We start from the raw sequence: 24,319 nt of genomic DNA, 5'->3' as shown, positions 1-24,319 counted from the left end.
CCTGGGTCAGTAGTCGTAGGTAACGCCGACCCGCACATAACGCGGCGACTGCAGCACCATCGGCGTGCCGTAGAGCGGGTTCGGCGTGCCCGCGCTGTTCCCGTTGTAGTCGGGCGACAGGTTGAGCGGCGCCTGACCGTTGAACACGTTGAACACGTCCAGGCTGAAACCGAGCTTGTGTTCGGCAAACGCCGGGCGGTAGTGGATGCCCAGGTCAAGCTGCTTCAGCCATGGCAGGCGTCCGGTGGCTCCCGGCGGCGACGGCTGGCCGTTGCACCAGTGATAGTTGGAGCCGTAACCGTCCGGATCAGTCTGGCCTGGCCCGTAGTAGCCCAGACAGTACTTCGGTCCACCCGAGGTCAGGTTGAGGTTGGCCGAAACCAGCAGCTCGGGCGTTACTGCGTAGTAGCCATAGGCCTTGATCACGTTCGTATGATCGTTGCCTTGCGGGCCATTGGCGTAAGCCATCAGTTCCGGAAAATCCCAGTCCTCGTTCTGCGTGCCGCCGATGGCCTGAATGTCGGACTGACCCTGACCTTCGCTGTTGCCGTAGCTGCGCGAGAAGGCATAGCTGACCTTGCCGTACCACTTGCCGTCGAACGGATGCTCGAGGAAGGTCTCCAGTGCGTAATAGCGGCGCACCGCACGCGGGAACTGCATGTCGGTGTTGGACAGCGTCACACTGTGGAAGGCGCCACTCGGATCCTGCACCGAGAAGGTGTTGGCGTGGCCCGGGTTGATGTAGTAGCAGGTGGCGGTGTTGACGTCGGTGATGCCTTCCGAAGCCGCCTTGTCCACCACCGCCTGGACGTCGCACCAATCGTCGATCACGTGCCGCAGCATGCGCCGGGTGAGCTTGGCACCATAAACCCAATTCGGACCGGCGGTCTTGCTGAAGCCGAGCATGAACTCGTCCTGATCCATCGCCTTGAGGCTGGTCGCTGTCATGGTGCGTGGATCGGGCGTCTGGCCGTAGGCACCGTTCGGCGACACCGGCGGCGACATCTGCGTCAGGCCGGTTGGCGTGCCGTCCGCCGCGATGCCGCTGTACGTGTAGAACTGCGAGGTGGCCACGTAACCGTTGGCGGGATCGCCCGGGGCGATCGGCGAGCCGAGGTAGTAACGCCCGGCATTGCCGAACACCTTGAACGAGCTGTCACCGAACACGTCCCAGCTGAAGCCCAGGCGCGGCGCCCACTGCGGCTTGGTCTGGCGCATATAGGCGCTGGCGCTGGCATTGGTGTTGGTGAAGCCGTCGTCGCGCAGGCCGATGGAGAACAGCAGTCGGTCGTTGAACTGCCACTGGTCCTCGATGTACTCGGCGCGCTCGCTGGAGAACAGGTTGCCGCCCTGGTTGAAGATGTACTTGTAGGCGTAGTAGCCACTCGCCCCGTTCGGGTAACTGGCCGGAGCTCCCACACCGAGGCTGGGAAACAGCGGCTGATTCGCGGGCGTCACATAACCATAAATCCATTGGTAGCCCGGCCCGGAGGTCAACTCGTCCTGATTCCTGGCCGCCGTGCGCAGGTTGTCGATGCCGGCGGTGATCGTGTGGTCGCCCAGGGAATACGTCAGCGCGACGCGCAAATTGGTGGACACGAAATTCATGCCCGGGTTGGTGATCTGGTTGACGTTCTGGTTGTTGCTGATCGGCGTTCCGCCGTTCAGTGCCGGATTCTGGGCCGTGTAGTTGCCGATGTACGTCAGGTTCGGATCGTAGGCGGGGGACTGGCTGTAGCTGCGCGTCTTCATGCTGCCGTACAAGGCGGTCAGGGTCAGCTTGTCCGTGATGTAGCTGGTGAACTTCGCCGACCACATGTCGCCGCCATGCTTGGTGTTGTTGGCGTAGGACTTGAAGCCCGAATCGCTCAGGGTGTTGTAGTCGTACTTGTAGACGGAGCCGCTCCCCTCGCTCTTCTCGGACGCCCCGGTCAGCTCCAGCAGGTTGCTGTCGTTGATGTTCCAGTTGACCTTGGCATACCACTTGGGCAGCGTGCTCTTGTAGTGCGAGTCGGTGCCGGAAGAAACGCTGTTGACCGAGTTTCCTTCCGTGTGGGTCATTTCCGCCGAGGCGAACAGGAACAGGCGATCCTTGATCAGCGGGCCGCCCACGTAGAGGTCGTAAACGGACGTCCAGCTGTTGTTCTGGTTCCTCGGGTCGTACAGGCGGCCGGCCACAGGCGATGGCGGCAGACCATTCGCGTAGTAGGTGCTGTTCTGGCTCGCGACCATCGACGACGGCTGGTAGAGATACTGTCCACCGAAATGCCAGTCGTTGGTGCCGCTCTTGCCGATCATGTTGAGCACGCCACCATCGCTGCGCCCGTACTGCGCGCTGTAGCCGCCGGTGTAGACCTCCTCCTGGTCGATGGAGCCATACGGCAAGGTGATGCCGCCTTGGGAGAGGTTCGGATCGGTGGTGTTGAATCCATTGAGGTAGTACGCGTTCTCCGTGGACGACGAACCGCCGAAGCTGATCAGCGGTTGGCCCGTCGTGCTCCTCGCGCCGCCCGCACCGAGGTTGGTCGCCGGCGCCAGCAACGCAGCCGCTTCCGCGGAATGCGCCAGCGGCAGCTTGGCGAGCTGGTCGGCAGTGAGAACCGTGCGCGAGTCCACCGAGCTGACGTCGATCGGCGGCAGCGCGTTGGCCGAAACGTTCACCCCCGCCAGTTGCTTCGCATTTCCCGCGCCCGCTGCAGCGCCACTGTCATTGAACGAAATCTCCGCACTTATGCCCACTTGCAGCACCACGTTGTCACGCGTCTGCACGACCTTCCCGTCCTGCATCAAGGTGATCGAATACGTGCCGATCGGAAGCTGGGTCGCGCTGTATCGCCCCTGGCTATCGACATTGACGGTACGTGCAAGGCCGGAGCTGTTGCGAATAGCGATGGTTTCGCCTGCCTGTACCGGAGCACGGCCAAAAATGGTGCTGGTGGTCGACTGCGCGTGTACGGTGTTCGCACCAAGCGCAGCCAGCAACCCCATGACGAGCATGGTTCGCCTGAAACTGCGCGCCTTGCCTTCGACCGCAAAACCATCATTCTTTTCAATACGCATTGGAATGCCTCTCCCGTGGTTCGCTATCGCCCTGCACAGATACGACTTCTCCCCTCTGCTGCAAGGCGGTTGTGGTTACTCGTGGAAACGCCTCCTGCCCACGAACTTGTTTGCACCTTCATCAAAATTTTTGGCACAAGCGTCTCCGCCGGACCGGTCGGTGATCCGGTTTGACTCCCTGCTTTTCAGTCAAGCCAGGCGGTGCACTCGTACCTGAGAGAGCAACGCCTCTACCGTCCGCCGTTCGACGAAACCGGTTTCCTCACCCTGCGCATTGGCCGCGCCGCAAGCAACGCCCAAACGCAAGGTCTCTTCCAAATTCATGCTCCGCGCCATGCCTACCGTGATGCCGGCCAGCAGGCAGTCACCCGAGCCCACCGTGTTGCGCACATGTGCCAGCTCGATCGCGGCGTGCCAGACGCCACTCGCATCGGCAGCCACCGCGCCCAGCGCGCCCATCGTCACTACCGGTATCGCGACGCCACGCGCATGCAGTTCGCGAACCGCGTCGGTGGCTGCCGCGAGATCGCCAATCGCGCGACCGAGCAACTCGCTGATCTCGTCGCGATTGGGCTTGACCAGAAATGGTTTGGCCTGCACGGCGCGCTGCAGCAGCTCGCCGCCGGCATCAACTAGGCAACGTTTGCCGGCATCGTGCACATGCGCGGCCAGTTCGGCATAGGTGGTCGGCGCAAAGCCGCGCGGCAGGCTGCCGGACAGCACGATCAGATCGCTGTCATCGACGCCACGACGGAATGCCCGCAGCAGTGCCTCTTGCTGTGCGCCATCCAGCAGCGGGCCCTGACCGAGAATCTCGGTGATCTGGCCGCTCGCATCCTGCAGCGCGATGCAAGTGCGCAGGTTGTCCGCGACTTCGATGCCGTGGAACAGCACGCCGCGCTCGCACATCAGCCGACCGATCATGTTGCGGTGCGCCGGGTCGACCAGGCCGACCAGTTGCACGCGCTCGCCCAGCGCGGCGATCGTCTGTGCCACGTGCAAGCCCTTGCCGCCGGGATACGCCTGTTCGTCGAGGGCGCGGCTGACTTCGCCAGGACGCAACGTGTCCAGCCGGATGAGCCGGTCGATCGCGGTGTTGAAACCGATGACGGTGATCACGGCACGTTCGCCAACAAAGTGTCCACTTCCGACACGCTGGCCTGGCCAACCGTACCACCGGTGCGTCGCGTGGAGAGGCTGCCGCAGGCACTGCCCCAGCGCATGCAGTCATGCAGCGTCTGGCCGCGCAGCCACGCATGCAGGAAACCGGCGTCGAACGAATCGCCGGCGCCAGTACTGTCGACCGGTTTGACGGCAAACGCCGGCACTTCGAGCAGCTGTCCCTGATCCAGGCTGGCGCAGCCGAGTTGTCCGCGCTTCACCACGGTTTGCGTGCGTCCGTTGTGCAGCGCGCGCAAGCCATCGAGTACCCGCTCGCGGCCCGTGATGGCCGCCAGCTCCATCTCGTTGGGTAGGAACAGGTCGACTTCCTCCAGCGTGCCGAGCAGGTCGGACGCCCACGTCTGCTCTGGATCGAAGCCGGGATCGAGCGAGGTGCTCAGACCGGCGGCATGCGCGCGCGCGAACAGCGCGCGGCAATCGGGCCGCAGCGCACGCTGCAGGTAGTACGAGGAAACATGCAGGTGATCGGCGCCGGCCAGCAACGCGTCGTCCACTTCGTCCGCACGCAACGCAGCGATCGCGCCGGGGAACGTCACCAGGGCGCGATCCTGCGGCGTCGACAGCGAGACGGTGACGCCGGTGCGCAAGGTCGCGTCCGGCTGCACGGCGGTGATGTCGATGCCGGCGTTACGCAGCGCATCGAGACAATAGGCGCCCCAGCTGTCGGCACCGAGCTTGCCGCGGAAGGCGACGGGATTGCCCAGTCGGGCCAGCCCCATCGCACAGATCATCGAGGAGCTGCCTGGTGTCATGCAGAAATCGTCGGCCAGCACCTCGCGGCCTGGCGCGGGCAGCGCATGGCAATGCTTGAAGACCAGATCGACGTTGATTTCGCCGACGACCAGGATGCGCTTCATGCTGCCCCCGAATGCATCGGAAAGTGCTCGACCACGCGCGTCAGCACGCCCTGCGACGGCGTATCCGGCTTGCCGCCCAGTTCCAGGCAACGGAAGAACGCGAGCAATTGCCCCACCGCCACATCCGCCAGCAACGGCAGCGCATCGTCGATCGCATCGAGGCCCGCCAAGTCCACCGCCACGTCGTTCGGACCCAGCACATCGGCAGGAATGCCTTCGCCCACCAACACCCGGGTCATGCCCAGTTGCTTGCGTGACAGTTCACGCAGCAGGTCGAGTTCGTATGCACGCACCGCCGGGTCCGGCGACAGGAAACCGACCACCAGGGTCTGCTCGTCCAGGCTGGACATCGGCCCGTGGCGCAGGCCGAGATAAGTCTCCGCCATCGTCACCACCGCGCCGCCGCTCATCTCCAGCATCTTCAATGCGGACTCATGGGCCGCGCCGAGCGCGCCACCACTGCCGAGATAGACGACGTTGCTGAATTCACCGCGAGCAACCGTCGCGAGTGCATCAGCCTGTGCATCGAAGACGTGCTGGACACTGCGCGCCAGCCGGTTCACTGCGTCGATCGCATCGTTGCTTTCGCGCTGAACCAGACCGAAGCCGGCCAGCAACAGGTTGGTGAAGCTGCTGGTCATCACCAGGCTGCGGTCATTGGTGCGCTCGTCCAGCACCAGCACGGTGACCCGCGAATCGCTGCGGTAACTGGTGGCGAGCTTGCCGTTGGCGTTGCAGGTGATCACCAGATGGCGGTAGTCGGGCGCATCCGCCAACAGGCGATCCACCACACCGCAGCTTTCCGGGCTGTCGCCCGAGCGCGCCAGCGAAATCAGCAAGCCGGCGCCGGACGGGAGCACACTGCGCCAGTGGGTGAGCAAAGTGCCGGCCGCGATGGCCTGCGCCGGGATGCCCAGGCCGAGCTGCAAGGTGGGTGCAAGGCATTCGCCGATATACATCGAGCTGCCCGAACCGGTCAGCACGATATGGCTCGGTCGCGGTACCAGCGCTGCCTGCAATTGCTCGCGCAGCCGCGGCTGGCACAGCAGATCGGCCGTACCCAACCAAGTCGTCGGCTGCTGCAGGATCTCGCGCAAGGTATCGGCATAGCCGCGCGCTCGCTGCTCCGCCAGCGGAGCCGCGAGCAGCACATCCAGCATCACCGAATCTTTCGTTTGTTTGCCTAATTTTGACATTTTGCCAAATTCGATTGAATATGAAAGTATGTAGCTTCTGAACCGAGAGTATTCGAAATGAAACAAAGCTTGCAAGAGGTTTCGAACACTGGCAGCCAACTTTCCCGGCTCGCCCTGTCCCACGGCAAGCGCACCCGCCTGTGGCGGTTGCTGTACGGCCACGGCCCGCGCAACGGCAGCTTGCTGGTGCTGCCGCTTGACCAGGGACTGGAGCATGGTCCCACCGATTTCTTTCCCCACCCGCCGGCCGTCGATCCGAGCTACCAGTTTGAGCTCGCCGCGGCCGGGGGTTTTTCTGCCATCGCGCTGGGCATTGGCCTGGCCGAGAAGTACATGACCGAGTACTGCGGCCGGGTGCCGCTGATCCTCAAGCTCAACGGCAAGACCAATATCGCCAGCGACGCCGAGGCCACCTCGCCGCTGTTCGCCTCGGTCGAGGATGCCGTGCGCCTCGGTGCCGATGCGGTCGGCTACACCATGTACGTGGGCTCGCCGCGCCAGCACGACGAGTTCCGCCAGTTCGAGAAGGTGCGCCAGGATTGCGAGCGCTACGGCATGCCGCTGGTGATGTGGGCGTATCCGCGTGGCGGCGCCGTCAACGCCAAGGGCGGCACGAATACCTTGTATGCACAGGATTATGCTGCCCGCGTCGCGCTGGAAATGGGTGCCGACATCGTCAAGCTGCACGAGCCGAACGACAGCGTGGCCAATGTGCCGGCGCCGTACGACAAGCTGCAGGAAGATGCCGGTGCCCGCTGCGCACGCGTGGTGCGTTCGGCCGGCCGCACGATGGTGCTGTTCTCCGGCGGCGAGAAGAACGACGATGACGCAGCCGTACTGCGCAAGGTCGAGTTCTACATGCAGTCCGGCGCCAATGGCGTGATGTTCGGCCGCAACATGTGGCTGCGTCCGTTCGATCAGGCCGTAGCGCTGACGCGGCAGGTGCATGACATCATGGCGAAGTATCCGCGCTGACTTCCCCCTCTCCCCTCTGGGGAGAGGGCCGAGGTGAGGGGCCAACCTCGCGAAAGCTCTCATCGAAAAGCGCTTTGATCTACGGTTTTCGCGAGTACCCGCCCCCTCACCTCAATCCTCTCCCCAGAGGGGAGAGGAAGAAAACCGAGACGACGCCATGAACCAGCAAAAATCCTGCCTCTGCTGCGCACCGCCCACCGGTGCCGGCACGGTTCGCGTCGAAAGCAGCAAGAATCCGCTGCAGACCCAGCCGGATACCGGCAAGAGCGGGCTGCGGCTGAAGGACTTCCAGCCTCGCAGCATGCTGCACGTGCCGAAGACGCACATCGAACGTCCGCGTTTTCCGGTGATCGACGTGCACGCGCACCTGACCTGGTCGAGCAATGTACGCAACGGCATCTCGGTAGGTGAAGAGATCACCCTGTTTGCCCAGCCCGAGGATCTGCTACCGGTGATGGATCGCAAGGGCATCCGCACCTTGGTGAACCTCACCGGTGGCGTCGGTGCCGGCCTGGAAAAAAGCATTCGCAGCTTCGACCAGGCCGCGCCTGGACGCTTCCTCACCTTGACCGAACCATCCTACGAACACTTTCCCGAGCCGAACTACGCGCAGTTGCAGGGCGATGCGATCGCCCATGCCAAACGGGTTGGTGCGCGTGGACTGAAACTGCTTAAGACGCTGGGGCTGTATCTGCGCGAGCGGATCGATGAAGGTCCGCTGGTGGCGGTGGACGACCGCCGTTTCGATCCGATGTGGGAGGCGTGCGCTGCGCACGACATGCCAGTGTTTCTGCATGTCTCCGACCCAGAGGCGTTCTTCCTGCCCACCGACGCGACCAACGAGCGCTACGAGGAACTGGCCAACCATCCGGACTGGTCGTTCTACGGCCCGGAGTTCCCCAGCAACGCGGAGCTGCTCGCTGCGCGCGACCGCCTGATCGCGCGCCACCCGAAAACCACCTTCGCCCTGCTGCACGTGGGCAACAACGCCGAGAACCTGGCCGCGGTCGCCGCCTGTCTGGATCGCTACCCGAATACCGTGATCGACATCAGCGCCCGCGTCGGTGAGCTGGGTCGCCAGCCGCGCATCGCGCAGCGCTTCTTCGATCGCTACCAGGACCGCATCCTGTTCGGCACCGATGCGGTGCCCTCACCGTATGGCGACGACGTGCCGCAGCAACTGTTCGGCGACGAGCTGTACGAGATCTACTACCGCTTTCTGGAAACCGAGGACGAATACTTCGATTACGCGCCGGCGCCGACGCCGCCACAGGGGCGCTGGTCGATCTACGGACTCGGTTTGTCGGACGAAGTGCTGCGCAAGGTTTACCATGACAACGCCGCCCGACTTCTGAATATCGACCCATGAGTGAAACGACCCGTGAGTGAAGCCCCGATCGCCTCCCGCCGCCTGCTGGTCGAAGAACGCCGCCGCCTGATCGTAGACCTAGTGGAACAGCAGGGCCGCGCCACGGTGGAAGAACTCGCGAGCCGCTTCGGCACCTCCACCGTCACCATCCGCGCCGATCTGGACGCGCTCGCGCGCAGTTCGGCGATAGCCCGCTCGCACGGCGGCGCGTTGCCGGTGGCGTCGGCAACCAACGACACGCCACTCAATATCAAGGAAACCCGCTGGCATGCGCAGAAGCTGCGCATCGGCCATGCCGCGGCGAAGATGATCCAGGACGGCGAGACGATCATTCTCGATTCCGGCTCGACCACGGTGGAGATCGCCCGACAGATCCGCCAGATGAAATTCGAATCGCTGACCGTGATCACCAACGCGCTGAATATCGCGATGGAATTGACCGGCATGCCGCAGATCCGCGTGATGATGCTGGGTGGCCTGCTCCGCCAGACCTCGTATTCGCTGGTCGGCCCGGATGCCGAGCAGGCACTGGCGAAGCTTTCCGCCGACCGGCTGTTTCTCGGCGTCGACGGACTCGATCCCGAAGTGGGCGTGACCACGCCGGATCCGCTCGAAGCGGCGTTGAATGCGCTGATGATCCGCGTCTCGCGCCAGACCATTGCCGTGCTCGATGCCAGCAAGATGGGCCAGCGCAGCCTGTCGGTGATCACCCCGGTGCAGAATCTGCACATGGTAATCAGCGACACGAGCGCCCCCACCGAAACGGTCGAAACGCTGCGTGCCGCCGGCGTACAGGTCGTGCTGGTCTGACCTGCATGTCGTCGCACGTCATCTGACCGGCGTCGCCGCCGCCGAAGCACGCGACGTCGCCAACGCATCCGCGTTCAGAACGCCCAGCTGAAATTCAGCGTGGCCATCTTCGCCTGCTGGTGCTGACCGAGATACTGGTCGTAGCCAAGCTGCAGATTGGCACGCGGCGTGATGCCCCAGCCCAGTGAGGTACCGACCACACCGCCATAGCGCGACAGGCCGATGCCGCCGAGCGGCGCGTACTGATTGATCCCGCTGAAGCTGGCATCGAACACCTCGCCACGCAGGCCGAACGATTGCTGCCACAGCGCTCGCGTCTGCAAGCTGAGAGTGCTTCCACCAGCCAGCGTCCACTCGCGCATGGCACGCAGGCCCACGCCTGCCTGCCAGCGCGAAACAGTCTGTGCGCCTGACTTCAGACCGAAACCGTCGGCACCCAACTCATCGAAGCCATCGCGCTGGATCTGCGCGTACTGCAGGTTCACGTAAGGCGTAACCTGGGTGCGGCCCAGCGCCAGTCGATAACCGCTTTCTCCATAAGCGACGCCATACGTGCCGTTGCTGTCGCTGCCGACACCGGCGGATGCGCCGCCCAGCTGCAGCTGGCGGCGCATGTTCTCGCGGTAATCGCCGAACCCGAAGCGACCCATCGTGTACCACGAGCCGCGGATCACGCCGCCATACAGCATGCCTTCCAGAGCGTGGCTGTAGCCATGGTCCGCACTTTCGCTGAGCTGGCCCAAGCCCTGGCTCTGGCTCAGCGCATAACCGGCAAAGCCGTTGCTGCCGATGCGCTGATCCGCACCGACCATGACGCCGCTGAGGTCGTAGCCGACATTGCTGTAACCGTTGCGCGACATGTCACCGTGATAACCGATGCTCTGCGTCCAGCCACCCGCCAATGGCGTATCGAGCAGATGGTCGAAACGATCGGACAGCGCGCGCGTGCCGGCGTCGATCGCCTCGAACGTCATCGCGGCGCTGGCTGCATGCAACTGGCCGGACAGGCTTTCCAGCGAACTCTGCACGGCGGCAACGCTGGTCGACTGCTGCAGGCTGGCGGCGCCCTGGATAAAACCAGCATTGACCGGAGTGGTCGTGCTCGGCGGCACCGTCGTCGCGAGCTGGCTGTCAATCTGGCCGAATGCATTCTGTACGCGCTGCGCGGCACCAAACGAAGCGGCGGTATACGCCAGACCCTGGACTGCGGTGACTTGCACCTGCTGCACATTGAGCCATGCATCGTTCGCATCGTAGTTAAGCGATGCTGTAAGCATGACATTCGACTGTGCGAAGAACGTGTCGAAGGTGCCTGTGAGACCACCAGATGCAGTGAGCACATCGGTATGCGAATTGGCCACATAACCCTGCTTGGCGCCAGTCACTATCAGGTCGCCGCCGATGTTCGCCGTACCACTCACATGCAAAGCGGAACCTAACTCCAGCATCATCTGTCCGACAAAACTTGTAGGCCGGCCAAATGACCCGTTCTGGACGTAATTTCCACCTATCTGCACATCGCCACCCGCTACGACGAGCGATCCCGCATTTTGCACGGAGCCATTGATGCTATGGGCACCACTGACAACGGCGCCACGCGAGTACAAAACTAGATCCCCAGGTATGGACTGTGCCGACAGAATGCCCTGCATCACTGTGGTCGTCCCTTTGTAACTGAGTGTATTGCTCAATGTCAGTGTGCCGGTGCCGCTCTTGGTCAGACCACCATCTCCGCTAATCGGATTGCTCCAGGTCGAATCAATATTGTTAGTGACCGAAACGGTTCCCCAATCGAATTTTTCTGGCCCGTGCACCGCCTTGCCGACATCCAGCTCGCCGTAGCCGAAGGTCGGGTTCGGTTGCGATCCACCGAGCGGGTCGGCGGTGCCCAACAGCGTCTGTCGCACCAGGTCATTGGTGAAATACGGATAGGCCTGCCATACCAGCGCCGCCGCGCCCGACACCTCTGGCGCGGCAAAAGAGGTGCCTTCCACGATGTAATAGCTCGGGCTGGTGGTGCTGGCCGTGGTGCCTTTGTCCAGCACGATGACATCACCTGGTGCGGCCAGGCAGTAGTTCATCGCGACGCCGCACTTGTTGGAATAACCCTCCAGCTGGGTCGGATTATTGCTGTTGACCGCAACCGCGACCAGCCAGCCTTTCTCCAGTTCCGGCGCCAGACTGGGCAAGGCCGCGATGTTGCTGGGATTGGCCGCCGAATCGTTGCCGGCGGCAAACACGACTAGGCCGCCATGCTGCAGCACGAACGGATCATAGGCCGCAGCAAATGCCTGGTTGATCGAGGCATTGGTGGTATCCCAGTAGATGCCACCCCAGGAGTTGTTCATCACCTGCACACCGGCACTGATCAGGGCCGGATTGAGAGTCTGGGCAAAGAACGCGGCATCGGCGGCGGTGACCGGGTTGCCCTGGCCCGAACCGTCGTCTTTCGGCTCGACGTCGCTGATGATGCGCGCGGAAACCAGCGACGCCCCTGGCGCGATGCCGCCGGGAAACTGTGCAAACGGCGTACCGGCAGCAATCTCTGATACCCAGGTGCCGTGGCCGACGACGTCGTCGACAGCCGTGTTGTTGCTGGCCGGATCGACATAGATCAATTCCTGCGTAACGCGTCCGGCCACGGTCGGATTGCTGCGCATGATGCCGCTGTCGACCACGCCGATGATTACCCCGGCGCCGGTGTAACCCTGATTGTGCGCCGCGTAGGCATTGGTGATCGCAAGCTGGGCGTCCAGTGGCGGCTGGGGCGGCGTGGTCGGCGGGGGAGATGCCGGCGTGGTCGGCGGAGGCGTCGGCTTGACGTTGCCACCGCCACCACCACAAGCGCTCAGACCCAGCGCCATGGCTATCAGCCATGCCATTTTGCGATACCGCAACCCCGAACCAAGCGCTTTCATCATGCACCCCACCATTGCATTCCATGTCTGCAACACCGACGTACCGGTACGCCGTGATGCCCCGTTGATCATCTTGGCACAACGAAAATCCAATGAAACAAGGCGCAGGTCGCACCCCGACACGGAATGACCATCGTTTGCCGAGGTCCGCGACGGGCTGCGATAATCAGCCGGTTATCTGCCGGGCGTTCGCGCCCCTTCAGTCTTCAAGCGGAGTTATCCATGTCGGATGTCAGCGTAGTCATCGTCGGCGCCAAGCGCACGGCCATCGGCTCCTTCCTCGGCCAGTTCACCGGCGTCCCCACCCCGAAGCTCGGTGCCACTGCCATCCGCGCCGCGCTGGAACAATCCGGCGTTGCCCCCGCCGATGTCAGCGAAGTGATCATGGGCTGCGTATTGCCGGCCAACCTCGGCCAGGCACCGGCGCGTCAGGCATCGCTGGGTGCCGACCTGCCGGCCAGCACGGGCTGCACCACGATCAACAAGGTGTGCGGTTCGGGCATGAAGGCGATCATGCTGGGCCATGACCTGATCAAGGCCGGTTCGGCGACCGTCGTGGTCGCCGGTGGCATGGAGTCGATGACCAACGCGCCGCACATGGTCAATGCACGCACCGGCATCCGTTACGGTGACGGCCAGCTGGTCGACCACATGGCCTGGGATGGTCTGACCAATCCGTACGACGGCAAGTCGATGGGCGTGTTCGGCGAGCTGTGCGCCGACAAGTACCACTTCACCCGCGAGGATCAGGACGCGTTCGCGATCGAGTCGGTGAAGCGTGCGCAGGCGGCGCAGCAGAACGGCGCATTCGCCGGCGAGATCGTTCCGGTCACCGTGAGCGGCCGCAAGGGCGACGTGCAAGTGGATACCGACGAGCAGCCGGGTCGCTCCGACATCGCCAAGATCCCGACCTTGAAGGCGGCCTTCCGCAAGGAGAACGGCACCATCACCGCGGCCAGCTCATCCAGCATTTCCGATGGCGCTGCTGCGCTGGTGCTGCTGTCTGCCGATGACGCGAACAAGCGCGGCCTGAAACCGCTGGCGCGTATCGTCGCGCATGCCACGCATGCGCAGGAGCCCGAGTGGTTCACTACCGCGCCAGTCGGTGCGATCCAGAAGGTGCTGGACAAGGCCGGCTGGAAGGTCGCCGATGTCGACCTGTTCGAAATCAACGAAGCGTTTGCGGTGGTCGCGATGACACCGATGAAGGAACTCGGCATTCCGCACGAGAAGCTCAACGTCAACGGCGGCGCCTGTGCATTGGGTCATCCGATCGGTGCCAGCGGTGCCCGGCTGGTGGTGACCTTGCTCAATGCCTTGAAAACGCGCGGCCTCAAGCGCGGTGTTGCCAGCCTGTGCATCGGTGGTGGCGAGGCGACCGCCATTGCGGTGGAGTGCCTCGATTGACTAGGTTCATCGATGCACGATCATTTCATGACTTTCACATGACGGCTGGTTAAATCGGTTTTTAATACGCGCTGAAGCGCTATTATAAAAAAGTGGCGCAATTTCCACGAAAGCGTTATTAATACACGGCCAAACGGCATTCCACGGCAAAGGAGATTCACCATGAAGTTTACGCGTACCCTACTCGCCGCCGCGCTCGTCGCGCTGTTGGCGGCATGCAGCAATGGCGCGCAGGATTCCGCGCAGGACGCCCAGAAGTCGGCTGATACCGCACAGCAAGCTGCCGATACGGCGCAGCAGGCTGCCGCGTCAGCTCCGACCACGGCGACCGAGCAGGCTGCCACCCAGGCTGCCACTGCGGCCTCCGCTGCTGGTCAGGCTGCTGACCAGGCTCAGCAGGCTGCCACCGCAGCTTCTGCGATGGCTGCTCCGGCTGCAGCTTCCACCGCTGCTGGCGCCATGGACCAGGCCAAGGCTGCTGCCGGCAACGCTGCTGATGCTGCCAGCAAGGCTGCCGACGCTGCCAAAGACGCTGCCGGCAACGCGAAAGACGCTGCTGACAAAGCCAAGGACGCCATGAAGGGGCATTGATCCTTTTACTGGTTTCCAGAAAAACGGCCGCCTAGTGCGGCCGTTTTTTTTCGTCCATCACTCGTCACCCTATCCGGTGATTTTGGTCGCGGCCCGACGCCCGCTATCATCCTTGGTTTCGCCGTGCCGGCGACCCGTACCCGTGAGCCCGCATCCATGAGCGTCATCGCTTCGCAGATCGATCCTCGTTCACCCGACTTCCAAGCCAGCAGTGCGCAGTTGCGTGCGGTGGTCGACGACCTGCAGCGCGAACTGATTCGCAGCGCGGAAGGTGGCGGCGCCAAGGCGCGCGAGAAGCACACAGCCCGCGGCAAACTGCTGCCGCGCGAACGCATCCGCGCCCTGCTCGATCCGGGCTCGCCGTTTCTCGAACTGTCGCCACTGGCTGCCCATGGCATGTATGACGATGCGGCGCCCGCTGCCGGCATCATCACCGGCATCGGCCGGGTCAACGGGATCGAAGTCGTTGTCGTTGCGAACGACGCCACCGTCAAGGGCGGCACCTATTTCCCGATCACCGTGAAGAAGCACCTGCGCGCGCAGGAAGTGGCGCTGGAAAACCGCCTGCCCTGCGTCTATCTGGTCGACTCCGGCGGTGCCTTTCTGCCGCTGCAGGACGAGGTGTTTCCGGACAAGGAACACTTCGGCCGGATCTTCTACAACCAGGCGCGGATGTCGTCGCTGAACATTCCGCAGATCGCGGTGGTGATGGGCTCATGCACTGCCGGTGGCGCCTATGTGCCTGCAATGAGCGACGAGACGATCATCGTGCGCGAACAGGGCACGATCTTCCTCGGCGGTCCGCCGCTGGTGAAGGCCGCCACCGGCGAAGTGGTCGATGCCGAAACACTCGGTGGCGCGGACGTGCACACCTCCATTTCCGGCGTGGCCGACCACTATGCCGAGAACGATGCGCATGCGCTTTCGATCGCCCGCGATATCGTGGCGAACCTCAATCGCAAGAAGGACGTGCCGCTGGCGTTGCGCACGCCGACCGAGCCGAAGTACCCGGCCGAGGAACTGTACGGCGTCATCCCGCAGGATACCCGCCGCCCGTTCGACATCCGCGAGGTGATCGCGCGCATCGTCGACGGCTCGGAGTTCCACGAATTCAAGGCGCGCTACGGCAAGACCCTGGTCACCGGCTTCGCGCACATCCACGGCTATCCCGTAGGCATCATCGCCAACAACGGCATTCTGTTCGCCGAGAGCGCGCTCAAGGGCGCGCACTTCATCGAGCTGTGCAATCAGCGCAACGTACCGCTGGTGTTCTTGCAGAACATCACCGGCTTCATGGTCGGCAAGAAGTACGAGCAGGCCGGCATCGCCAAAGACGGCGCGAAGATGGTCACCGCAGTGGCCTGCTCGCACGTGCCGAAGTTCACCGTGGTGATCGGCGGCAGCTTCGGCGCTGGCAACTATGCGATGTGCGGTCGCGCCTACGGCGCCCGCTTCCTGTGGATGTGGCCGAATGCGCGGATCAGCGTGATGGGCGGCGAGCAGGCCGCGTCGGTGCTGGCTACGGTCAAGCGCGACGGCATCGAAGCTGCCGGCAAGACTTGGAGTGCCGAAGAGGAAGAAACGTTCAAGGCACCGATCCGCGACCAGTACGAGCGCCAGGGTCACCCCTACTACGCCAGCGCGCGGTTATGGGATGACGGCATCATCGACCCGGTCGACACCCGCCGCGTGCTCGGCCTGGCGATCTCGGCCTCGCTCAATGCGCCGATCGAGCCGCAACGCTACGGCGTGTTCCGCATGTAGCCAGATGGCAGGTGTCAGCTGTGTTTGCCGACACGTGCTGCATCAGACGTGCGGCGCATCACCACGCAGCCGTACATCGTTCGGCAGCATGTCGACGCGCTCGACGCTTTCCTCGCGCTGCGATTCGAAGAAGCGCTGCACCTGCTGGCACACGGCCATGGTGTTTTCGCGGGCGATCGCCGAGACCAGAAACCATGGCTGGGTCCAGTTCAATTCAGCGATGATCTTCTCCGCCACGGCCTGACGCTCATCCTCGGCCAGCATGTCGGCCTTGTTCAGCACCAGCCAGCGCGGACGCTCGAGCAGCTCCGGGTTGAATTTCTCCAGCTCCAGCTCGATCGCACGCACCTGCGCTGCCACATCGGAACCGTCGATCGGTGCGATGTCGACCAGGTGCAGCAGCAGGCTGGTGCGGGCCACGTGACGCAGGAACTGGATGCCGAGTCCCGCCCCGTCGGAAGCTCCCTCGATCAAGCCTGGGATGTCGGCGATCACAAAGCTCGAATCGGTGCCCAGGCTGACCACGCCCAGATTCGGAACCAGCGTGGTGAACGGATAATCCGCTACCCGTGGTGTGGCCGCAGAAACGGCACGAATGAACGTGGACTTGCCGGCATTCGGAAAGCCGAGCAGGCCGACGTCGGCCAGCAGGCGCAATTCGAGCTTCAGCTCACGCGCGTCACCCGGCGTACCCGGCGTGGCCTTGCGCGGCGCACGGTTCACCGAGGTCTTGAAATGGATATTGCCCAGACCGCCCTTGCCACCCTGCGCCACCAACATGCGCTGACCGTGGCCGGTGAGGTCGCCGATCACCTCATCAGTATCGACATTGGTGATCATGGTCCCGACCGGCACGCGAATCGTGGTGTCGTCGCCGCCCTTGCCGTACATCTGGCTACCCATGCCGTTCTGTCCGCGCTGCGCCTTGAAACTGCGCTGGTGACGGAAATCGACCAGGGTATTGAGACCTTCGTCGGCGACCAGCCAGACCGAGCCGCCATAGCCGCCATCACCGCCGTCGGGGCCGCCGAACGGGATGAATTTCTCGCGGCGGAAGCTGATGCAGCCATTGCCACCATCACCCGCCTGGACCTTGATATTGGCTTCGTCGACAAATTTCATGGTGATGGATCCGGCATTCTTGAAAATCGGAAGAAGGATAACCGAGTGGTTCCTTCAGAAAACAAAAGCCCCGCCGAAGCGGGGCCTTCGCTATCGCATCGCGAAAGGCTTACGCCTGCACGACGTCGACGAAACGGCGATTCTTGTCGCCGCGAATTGCAAACTGGACGGTACCGTCGACCAGCGCGAACAGCGTGTGGTCACGACCCAGACCGACGCCGTTACCCGGGTGGAACTGGGTGCCGCGCTGACGCACGATGATGTTGCCGGCTTCGATGGCCTGGCCACCGTAGATCTTCACGCCCAGGTATTTCGGGTTCGAATCGCGACCGTTGCGGCTGGAACCTACGCCTTTTTTATGTGCCATGACTCAATGCTCCAGTGCTCAGGCGTTGATGCCTGTGATCTCGATTTCGGTGAAATGCTGACGGTGACCCTGCTGACGCTTGTAATGCTTGCGGCGGCGGAATTTGATGATGCGGATCTTGTCGGCACGGCCGTGCTTGCGAACGGTGGCGCTGACGGTGGCGCCTTCGACAACCGGCGCACCAACGGTGACCGACTCGCCGGAACCAACCAGCAACACCTGGTCGAAGCTCACGGTGGCGCCTTCTTCGGCGGTCAACAGCTCCACGCGCAGGACGTCGCCCTGCATGACGCGGTACTGCTTGCCACCGGTCTTGATGACTGCGTAACTCATGGGAATGCCCTTCTGTCGTTATTCTCTTGGGTATCGCCATGACCAATTCAGGTCTGGCGAACCGCGGATTATAACGACCTGTCTGCGCACTGGTCAAATACTGACCATGCCAAACCCGTCACCCGGCCTGAATCGCCACCGGCCGGGGGTTGCGGGCCTTAATGGCCGGACTTCGACACCGGCTTCGGCGCGCTGGCTGCCGGGCTGGCCGGACAGCGTCCCTGGGCGTCCAGCGTGCCCTTTTGCTGCAACTGCTGGATCATCGCCTGACCGCGCTCACGCCCCCACTGCTGGCCGACTTTCATGCCCTCGGCCATGGTCAGCGGCATCTGGGTGATCACCTTCTGGCCCAGCGGCGACTGGTAGAACTTCAGCAGACCGGCGACATCATCGGCGGTGAAATGGCTCTGGTAGATCGGCACCATGCGGCCCAGCAACTCCTGGCTGCCGTTGGCGTCGATGAAGCCCTGCCAGTAGGAAGCCGGTACGCACGGCACCGCCTGCCCCATCACGCCGGCCATCTGCGAGTTCATCTGGCTGAACATCTGGCTCATGTGCATCACCTCGAACAGCTGGCGCACCTGCTGCTCGCTGGGCTGAGCGGCCACGGCTTGCCCGGCCACGCCCAGTGCCAATCCCACTCCTGCCGCGATCCCGATCCATTTGCGCATGACTCGTCTCCGTATGGCTGAAGCCGGTCATTTAGCCATAGCCACCACGGCAAAGGAAACCGTGACGGGGCCGCTGGACCGATTGGCACAATGAACTAATGAAACTCCTTGGTATAGTAAAGGTTCTCCCCCATATCTCGGCGCAATGGACACCATACGCATCCGCGGCGCACGCACGCACAATCTCAAGAACATCGACCTCGACCTGCCACGCGACAAGCTGATCGTGATCACCGGCCTGTCCGGTTCCGGCAAGTCTTCGCTGGCATTCGACACGATCTACGCCGAAGGGCAGCGCCGCTATGTCGAGTCGCTGTCGGCCTATGCGCGGCAATTCCTGTCGATGATGGAAAAGCCCGACGTCGACCATATCGAAGGTCTGTCGCCGGCGATTTCGATCGAGCAGAAATCCACCTCGCACAACCCGCGCTCCACCGTGGGCACGATCACCGAGGTCTACGACTACCTGCGCCTGCTGTACGCTCGCGTCGGCACGCCGCGTTGCCCCGACCACGGCATCCCGCTGGAGGCGCAGACGGTCAGCCAGATGGTCGACACCACGCTGGCGCTGGATCCGGAAAAGCGCCTCATGCTGCTTGCGCCGGTGATCCGCGAACGCAAGGGCGAGCACGTGCAGGTGTTCGACCAGCTGCGCGCTCAGGGTTTCGTGCGCGCCCGCGTCGACGGCACCGTGTTCGATCTCGACGCCGTGCCGCCGCTGACGCTGCGCCAGAAGCACACCATCGAAGTGGTGATCGACCGCTTCCGTCCGCGCGACGACATCAAGCAACGGCTGGCCGAATCGTTCGAGACTGCGTTGCGGCTGGGCGACGGCCTGGTGATCCTGGCCGACATGGATGGTGGCACCGAGCAGATGCTGTCCTCGCGCTACTCCTGCCCGGTGTGCGACTACTCGCTGCCCGAACTGGAGCCACGCCTGTTCTCGTTCAACTCGCCGGTGGGCGCCTGCCCTTCCTGCGATGGCCTCGGCGTGACCCAGGTGTTCGATGCCTCGCGCGTGGTCGGCCACCCCGAACTGCCGCTGTCCAACGGCGCCGTGCGCGGCTGGGACCGGCGCAATGCGCACTACTTCCAGCTGATCCTGTCGCTGGCGGCGCACTACGGCTTCGACGTGGACACGCCGTGGCACAAGCTTCCCGCGGACGTCCAGAAGGCCATACTGTACGGCAGCGGCAAGGACAAGATCGCGTTCCGCTACATCACCGAACGCGGCGGCAAGGTCACCCGCGAGCATCCGTTCGAGGGCATCCTGCCGAACCTGGAACGGCGCTACAAGGAAACCGAATCCGCCGCCGTGCGCGAGGAGCTGGCGAAGTACATCAGCGACCAGCCCTGCCCGGCCTGCGAAGGCCAGCGACTGAACCGCTCGGCGCGCAACGTGTTCGTCGCCGATCACGCACTGCCGTCGCTGACCCATCGCTCGATCGACGACGCACTGGCGTTTTTCGCCGATCTCAAGCTGGCCGGCTGGCGCGGCGAGATCGCGGTGAAGATCGTCAAGGAAATCCGCGAGCGACTGACCTTCCTCAACGATGTGGGCTTGAACTACCTCACGCTGGATCGGCAGGCCGATTCGCTCTCCGGCGGCGAGGCGCAGCGCATCCGCCTCGCCTCGCAGATCGGTGCCGGCCTGGTCGGCGTGATGTACGTGCTGGACGAACCCTCGATCGGCCTGCACCAGCGCGACAACGAACGCCTGCTCGGCACGCTCACGCGTCTGCGTGATCTCGGCAACACGGTGATCGTGGTCGAGCACGATGAGGATGCGATCCGCATGGCCGACCACGTGCTCGATATCGGCCCCGGTGCCGGCGTGCACGGTGGCGAGATCGTGGCGCAGGGCACCGTGCAGGACATGCTCGATTCGCCGCGCTCGGTCACCGGTCAGTTCCTGTCCGGCGCACGCGCGATCGAAGTGCCGACCGTGCGCCGCCAGCCTGCCGACGCCGATGCGTGGCTGCATCTGAAAGGCGCCAAGGGCAACAACCTGAAAAATGTCGACCTGGCGATTCCGGCCGGCCTGTTCACCTGCGTCACCGGCGTCTCCGGCTCGGGCAAGTCGACCCTGGTCAACGACACCTTGTTCCGCCTCGCCGCGACGGAGTTGAACGGCGCCAGCACGCAGCCGGCTGCGTACAAGTCGGTCACCGGCATGGATCTGTTCGACAAGGTGGTCGACATCGACCAGTCGCCGATCGGCCGCACGCCGCGCTCCAACCCCGCCACCTACACTGGCCTGTTCACCCCGCTGCGCGAGATGTTCGCGCAGGTGCCGGAAGCGCGTTCACGCGGCTACACGCCGGGTCGCTTCAGCTTCAACGTGCGCGGTGGCCGCTGCGAGGCGTGCGAAGGCGACGGCATGATCAAGGTGGAGATGCACTTCCTGCCAGACGTCTATGTGCCCTGCGACGTCTGCCATGGCAAGCGCTACAACCGCGAGACACTGGAGATCCTGTACAAGGGCCACACGATTGCCGATGTGCTCGACATGACGGTGGAGGATGCGCTGAAGCTGTTCGAGAACGTGCCGACCATCGCACGCAAGCTCGATACACTGCGAGCCGTCGGCCTCGATTACATCAAGCTCGGCCAGAGCGCGACCACGCTGTCCGGTGGCGAGGCGCAGCGCGTGAAGCTGTCCAAGGAACTGTCCAAACGCGACACCGGCCGCACTCTGTACATTCTCGACGAACCCACCACCGGTCTGCACTTCCACGACATCGAGCAGCTGCTCGACGTGCTGCACCAGTTGGTCGATCAGGGCAACACCGTGGTGGTGATCGAGCACAACCTCGACGTGATCAAGACCGCCGACTGGGTCGTCGATCTCGGTCCCGAAGGTGGCGCCGGTGGCGGTCGCATTCTGGTCGCCGGCACCCCGGAAACCGTGGCGGCCAGCACCGAATCGCATACCGGTCATTTTCTGGCGCCGCACCTGAAACCGGCCAAGCCGAAAAAGCCCGGCACCGCCAAGCGCGTCAAGGCCGCCACCAAACACATCGCCTCGGCCGACAAGTACAAACCTATGCGCGGAAGCGGGAAGAAGAAGAAAAGTTCATGAGTCCACGCAAGTCCACCACACAGACCAAGGCCGCCGATGCTCCGGTTGCGCACGATGCCACCGGGATGGCGCCGAAAGCCGACACCGATACTCCGTTGTATGTCGCCTCACTCGGCGTGCGCTGGCGTGACCTCGACGCGTTCAACCATGTCAACAACTCCAACTACCTCACCTACCTGGAAGAGGCCCGGCTGCAGTGGCTGAGTCACGTGCCCGGACCGTGGTTCGACGATCACGCGATGCCGGTGATGGCCGCCAGCCAGATCAACTACCGCCACCCCATCGCATGGCCTGCACAGTTGCAGGTACAGCTGTTCTGCGAGCGGGTGGGCAACAGCTCGATGACAATCGCGCATCGGGTAATTGACGCCGAACATCCTGATCAGCTGTATTGCGACGGGCACGTGGTGATGGTGTGGATGGACCCGGCCAGCGGCAAGCCGGTGCCATTGCCCGAAGCGATACGTGCCGCCACCGCGTAGCCGGTTCATGCATGTCCCGGCTGCCCGTACCTTGCGCCAGCAAACGAAGTCACCTGCGACGACAAGGTATTCCTGCTCGGCGAAAACCAGAGCACCTACATCCCGCTCGGCAGCAAACATCGTCTGCGCAATCCCGGCAAGACACCACTGGAACTGATCGAGGTGCAGTCCGGCAGTTATCTGGGGGAGGACGATATCGTGCGTTTCGACGACGTCTACGGCCGCGCCTGAAGCATTGAATGCCCCATAAAAAAACCGCGCTGCATGCGCGGTTTTCTTTTCAATGAAGTGTCCCGCTTGTGCGGGACACTTCGGGTTGCTCACGTCAACGGTGACTCAGTTGACCAGCACTGCCGACCACGCCGCTGCCACCGCGGCGTACTGCGTCGAGGTGGCGCCGAACAGGTCGGTTGCCGCGCTCAAGGTGGCCGCACGGGCACCGGCATAGTTGGTGTTGGTGGTCATGTAGACGGTCATGCCGCGGTACCAGATCTGCTCGGCGTCGGTGCGACCGATGCCGACGATCGCCGTGTTGCCGTTACAGACCAGACTCGCCGGGGTGAGGTTGAAGGTCGTGCCTGCCCCAAACTTGTCCGGCACCACCGCGCCTTCGGCCAGCAGGTAGTAGAAGTGGTTGGCCACGCCGGAGCTGTAATGCACGTCCTTGCGGCCGATGGTGCTGCTGTAGCAATCCGGCGAGGCACCATCGAGGAACGGCTTGAACATCCAGCGCAGGCCCTTGGTGCCATCGGGGTTCTTCGCGTAAACCTTCTCGCCGATGATGTAGTCGCCCGGATCGTTCGGGTTGTTGGCGAACCACTCCACCATCGTGCCCATGATGTCCGAGTTGGCCTCGTTCAGGCCGCCGGCCTCGCCGCTGTAGGCCAGCTGGGAGGTGCGCGAGGTCACACCGTGCGACATCTCGTGGCCGGCCACGTCGAGCGCGACTAGCGGGTTGTAGGTCACCCCGTTGTCGCCATCGCCGAAGGTCATGCAGAAGCAGGTATCCGACCAGAACGCATTGACGTAATTGCGGCCGTAATGCACGCGGCTCATCGCGCCCTTGCCGTCATTGGCGATGCCGTTGCGACCAAAGTTGGTCTTGTAGAAGTCCCAGGTCATCGACACGCCATAATGCGCGTCCGCCGCCACGGTGGCCGAGTTGGTCAGGCCGCCGTTGCCCCAGACGTCGGTGGTGCTGACGTAGATGCTGCCATTGCCGCTGGTGAGCTGGGCCATGTTGGTGACGAAGCCGTTGCCACGGGTGAGGTCGTACATCTGGTACTGGGTGCCGCACTGGACGGTGTCGACCGGGATGACACCTTCGGTCAGCGAATTGCCGGTGCCAACCGACGCCACGGCGCCCTTGCATACGCCGGTGGGATCCGGACCGGGCTGGAACGTCTCGACGGTGTCCCACTGGTTCAGGATCTTGCCGGTCTTGGCGTCGACGAAGTAATGCATGTCGGTCGGCGTCTGGTCGGCCTTGATGCCGGAGTAGGTCACCTCATACGCCAGCACCGGGTTCGCGCTCGCGTTGCCCAGCGCATACACCACCAGCTTCGCGGCCGGCATGGTCGTGAACTTGGTACCGAACTGGGCGCCGGCCTGCACGGTCGCCTCATAAGCGCTGATCGTCGGCACCACATCCGGACGTGCGACGGTCGACAGCGTCTGGTTGATGCTCTTGAGCTGACCGGCCTTGGTGTGCGTCACGAAGTCGCCGCCGATGACCGGCAGGCCGTTGAACGTACGGCTGAAGCGGACGTGCTCGGTGCCGTCCTTGTCGACGCTGACGTCACCGGCAACCAGCGCGTCAGCAGCAGCGCGCTTGATGGCCGGTGCGGCCGGACCATCGAGCAAGGTGCGTGCACGCGCCGTCGCGAGCTGCGCCTGCAGGGCGCTGACCGGCGGACCTGCCAAGCTGGGGTTGAAGGCAAACGCCGGCGCGGAGACGGCGGCGAGCGATGAAACAATGGCGAAGCTCAACAAGCGAGACTGGAGTGGCATAACGATATCCCCGAAATGTATGTGATGAATGACCCCAGACCCGCTGAGGCGAAAAACACGTCCGTGTCCCGATAGCCGAGTGACCGTGCTGCCACGCGTCACTCGCGCTATCGCTTGCTTACC

At 63.5% G+C, this 24,319-nt stretch carries 18 protein-coding genes and 1 pseudogene; 9 read left to right on the top strand and 10 right to left on the bottom strand.

From position 1 onward, the window contains the following. Positions 1-6: 6 nt before the first annotated feature. The 4 genes from IE071_RS03340 to IE071_RS03325 all read right to left on the bottom strand — a co-directional run bounded on the left by IE071_RS03340 (position 7) and on the right by IE071_RS03325 (position 6,259). On the bottom strand, positions 7-3,060 hold the full coding sequence (locus IE071_RS03340; protein WP_189439740.1) for a TonB-dependent receptor: 3,054 nt from the start codon (positions 3,058-3,060) through the stop codon (positions 7-9). Positions 3,061-3,249: 189 nt separating this feature from the next. Beyond that, positions 3,250-4,179 (bottom strand): 1-phosphofructokinase family hexose kinase, encoded by a 930-nt coding sequence (locus IE071_RS03335; RefSeq protein ID WP_189439739.1) that lies wholly within the window; start codon positions 4,177-4,179, stop codon positions 3,250-3,252. Then, a complete protein-coding gene (locus IE071_RS03330) occupies positions 4,176-5,099 on the bottom strand; it encodes a carbohydrate kinase family protein (protein ID WP_189439738.1) in 924 nt (307 codons plus the stop codon). Before IE071_RS03330 ends, IE071_RS03335 begins: the two co-directional genes overlap by 4 nt. Then, positions 5,096-6,259: an SIS domain-containing protein gene (locus IE071_RS03325; RefSeq protein WP_229792717.1), complete on the bottom strand. Its 1,164-nt coding sequence runs from the start codon at positions 6,257-6,259 to the stop codon at positions 5,096-5,098. Before IE071_RS03325 ends, IE071_RS03330 begins: the two co-directional genes overlap by 4 nt. Positions 6,260-6,364: 105 nt before the next feature. On the opposite strand from IE071_RS03325, the gene IE071_RS03320 reads away from it, so the two are divergent. From IE071_RS03320 to agaR, 3 genes are all read left to right on the top strand, one after another. Then, positions 6,365-7,270, top strand: coding sequence for a class I fructose-bisphosphate aldolase (locus tag IE071_RS03320; RefSeq protein ID WP_229792716.1), 906 nt, complete (start codon positions 6,365-6,367; stop codon positions 7,268-7,270). 157 nt (positions 7,271-7,427) lie between these two features. Beyond that, positions 7,428-8,639: an amidohydrolase family protein gene (locus IE071_RS03315; protein WP_189439736.1), complete on the top strand. Its 1,212-nt coding sequence runs from the start codon at positions 7,428-7,430 to the stop codon at positions 8,637-8,639. Positions 8,640-8,651: 12 nt separating this feature from the next. Further along, positions 8,652-9,449: a transcriptional repressor AgaR gene (agaR, locus tag IE071_RS03310; RefSeq protein ID WP_189439735.1), complete on the top strand. Its 798-nt coding sequence runs from the start codon at positions 8,652-8,654 to the stop codon at positions 9,447-9,449. A 74-nt stretch (positions 9,450-9,523) separates the two neighbouring features. Here the strand turns inward: agaR and IE071_RS03305 are convergent, their stop codons facing one another. Beyond that, positions 9,524-12,367 carry a S8 family serine peptidase gene (locus tag IE071_RS03305; protein WP_189440870.1) on the bottom strand — a complete coding sequence of 948 codons (2,844 nt, stop codon included), beginning with the start codon at positions 12,365-12,367 and terminating at the stop codon, positions 9,524-9,526. Between the two features lie 222 nt (positions 12,368-12,589). Between IE071_RS03305 and IE071_RS03300 the strand changes: the two genes are divergently transcribed. From IE071_RS03300 to IE071_RS03290, 3 genes are all read left to right on the top strand, one after another. Next, a complete protein-coding gene (locus IE071_RS03300; protein WP_189439734.1) occupies positions 12,590-13,774 on the top strand; it encodes an acetyl-CoA C-acyltransferase in 1,185 nt (394 codons plus the stop codon). 162 nt (positions 13,775-13,936) lie between these two features. After that, entirely contained in the window at positions 13,937-14,365 is a 429-nt protein-coding gene (locus tag IE071_RS03295; RefSeq protein ID WP_189439733.1) for a hypothetical protein, read from the top strand. A 156-nt stretch (positions 14,366-14,521) separates the two neighbouring features. Beyond that, positions 14,522-16,129, top strand: coding sequence for a carboxyl transferase domain-containing protein (locus IE071_RS03290; protein WP_189439732.1), 1,608 nt, complete (start codon positions 14,522-14,524; stop codon positions 16,127-16,129). A gap of 42 nt (positions 16,130-16,171) precedes the next feature. Here IE071_RS03290 and cgtA read toward each other — a convergent pair whose 3' ends face one another. The 4 genes from cgtA to IE071_RS03270 form a co-directional block, all read right to left on the bottom strand. Then, entirely contained in the window at positions 16,172-17,251 is a 1,080-nt protein-coding gene (gene cgtA, locus IE071_RS03285; protein WP_189439731.1) for an Obg family GTPase CgtA, read from the bottom strand. Between the two features lie 109 nt (positions 17,252-17,360). Further along, positions 17,361-17,618, bottom strand: a complete 258-nt coding sequence (rpmA, locus tag IE071_RS03280; RefSeq protein ID WP_189439730.1) for a 50S ribosomal protein L27 — start codon at positions 17,616-17,618, stop codon at positions 17,361-17,363. An 18-nt stretch (positions 17,619-17,636) separates the two neighbouring features. Beyond that, positions 17,637-17,951: a 50S ribosomal protein L21 gene (gene rplU, locus IE071_RS03275; RefSeq protein ID WP_007806107.1), complete on the bottom strand. Its 315-nt coding sequence runs from the start codon at positions 17,949-17,951 to the stop codon at positions 17,637-17,639. Positions 17,952-18,109: 158 nt separating this feature from the next. Then, the gene (locus IE071_RS03270; protein WP_189439729.1) at positions 18,110-18,622 is read right to left on the bottom strand and encodes a DUF2059 domain-containing protein; all 513 of its coding nucleotides are present in this window, start codon (positions 18,620-18,622) and stop codon (positions 18,110-18,112) included. Between the two features lie 145 nt (positions 18,623-18,767). Between IE071_RS03270 and uvrA the strand changes: the two genes are divergently transcribed. From uvrA to IE071_RS03255, 3 genes and pseudogenes are all read left to right on the top strand, one after another. Further along, positions 18,768-21,704: an excinuclease ABC subunit UvrA gene (gene uvrA, locus IE071_RS03265; RefSeq protein WP_189439728.1), complete on the top strand. Its 2,937-nt coding sequence runs from the start codon at positions 18,768-18,770 to the stop codon at positions 21,702-21,704. Continuing rightward, the gene (locus IE071_RS03260; RefSeq protein ID WP_189439727.1) at positions 21,701-22,186 is read left to right on the top strand and encodes an acyl-CoA thioesterase; all 486 of its coding nucleotides are present in this window, start codon (positions 21,701-21,703) and stop codon (positions 22,184-22,186) included. The genes uvrA and IE071_RS03260 overlap by 4 nt, the downstream gene beginning before the upstream one ends. Before the next feature lie 45 nt (positions 22,187-22,231). Then, positions 22,232-22,417: pseudogene (locus tag IE071_RS03255) on the top strand (cupin domain-containing protein); the annotation flags it as partial. 105 nt (positions 22,418-22,522) lie between these two features. Here IE071_RS03255 and IE071_RS03250 read toward each other — a convergent pair. Next, positions 22,523-24,196, bottom strand: a complete 1,674-nt coding sequence (locus IE071_RS03250) for a M4 family metallopeptidase (protein ID WP_189439726.1) — start codon at positions 24,194-24,196, stop codon at positions 22,523-22,525. Between the last annotated feature and the right edge of the window lie 123 nt (positions 24,197-24,319).

Source organism: Rhodanobacter panaciterrae (genome assembly GCF_014651895.1).
Taxonomy (GTDB): Bacteria; Pseudomonadota; Gammaproteobacteria; order Xanthomonadales; family Rhodanobacteraceae; genus Rhodanobacter; species Rhodanobacter panaciterrae.
The sequence above is the reverse complement of the archived record's forward strand: the minus strand, read 5'-3'. Positions and strand labels throughout refer to the sequence as shown.

What these genes read in the sequence shown, in the direction of transcription:
- IE071_RS03290 (WP_189439732.1), top strand. Translation starts at nt 14,522, where the DNA reads ATGAGCGTCATCGCTTCGCAGATCGATCCTCGTTCACCCGACTTCCAA.
- IE071_RS03325 (WP_229792717.1), bottom strand. Translation starts at nt 6,259, where the DNA reads ATGCTGGATGTGCTGCTCGCGGCTCCGCTGGCGGAGCAGCGAGCGCGC.
- IE071_RS03270 (WP_189439729.1), bottom strand. Translation starts at nt 18,622, where the DNA reads ATGCGCAAATGGATCGGGATCGCGGCAGGAGTGGGATTGGCACTGGGC.
- IE071_RS03260 (WP_189439727.1), top strand. Translation starts at nt 21,701, where the DNA reads ATGAGTCCACGCAAGTCCACCACACAGACCAAGGCCGCCGATGCTCCG.
- IE071_RS03340 (WP_189439740.1), bottom strand. Translation starts at nt 3,060, where the DNA reads ATGCGTATTGAAAAGAATGATGGTTTTGCGGTCGAAGGCAAGGCGCGC.
- IE071_RS03250 (WP_189439726.1), bottom strand. Translation starts at nt 24,196, where the DNA reads ATGCCACTCCAGTCTCGCTTGTTGAGCTTCGCCATTGTTTCATCGCTC.
- IE071_RS03305 (WP_189440870.1), bottom strand. Translation starts at nt 12,367, where the DNA reads ATGAAAGCGCTTGGTTCGGGGTTGCGGTATCGCAAAATGGCATGGCTG.
- IE071_RS03295 (WP_189439733.1), top strand. Translation starts at nt 13,937, where the DNA reads ATGAAGTTTACGCGTACCCTACTCGCCGCCGCGCTCGTCGCGCTGTTG.
- IE071_RS03300 (WP_189439734.1), top strand. Translation starts at nt 12,590, where the DNA reads ATGTCGGATGTCAGCGTAGTCATCGTCGGCGCCAAGCGCACGGCCATC.
- IE071_RS03315 (WP_189439736.1), top strand. Translation starts at nt 7,428, where the DNA reads ATGAACCAGCAAAAATCCTGCCTCTGCTGCGCACCGCCCACCGGTGCC.
- rpmA (WP_189439730.1), bottom strand. Translation starts at nt 17,618, where the DNA reads ATGGCACATAAAAAAGGCGTAGGTTCCAGCCGCAACGGTCGCGATTCG.
- rplU (WP_007806107.1), bottom strand. Translation starts at nt 17,951, where the DNA reads ATGAGTTACGCAGTCATCAAGACCGGTGGCAAGCAGTACCGCGTCATG.
- cgtA (WP_189439731.1), bottom strand. Translation starts at nt 17,251, where the DNA reads ATGAAATTTGTCGACGAAGCCAATATCAAGGTCCAGGCGGGTGATGGT.
- uvrA (WP_189439728.1), top strand. Translation starts at nt 18,768, where the DNA reads ATGGACACCATACGCATCCGCGGCGCACGCACGCACAATCTCAAGAAC.
- IE071_RS03330 (WP_189439738.1), bottom strand. Translation starts at nt 5,099, where the DNA reads ATGAAGCGCATCCTGGTCGTCGGCGAAATCAACGTCGATCTGGTCTTC.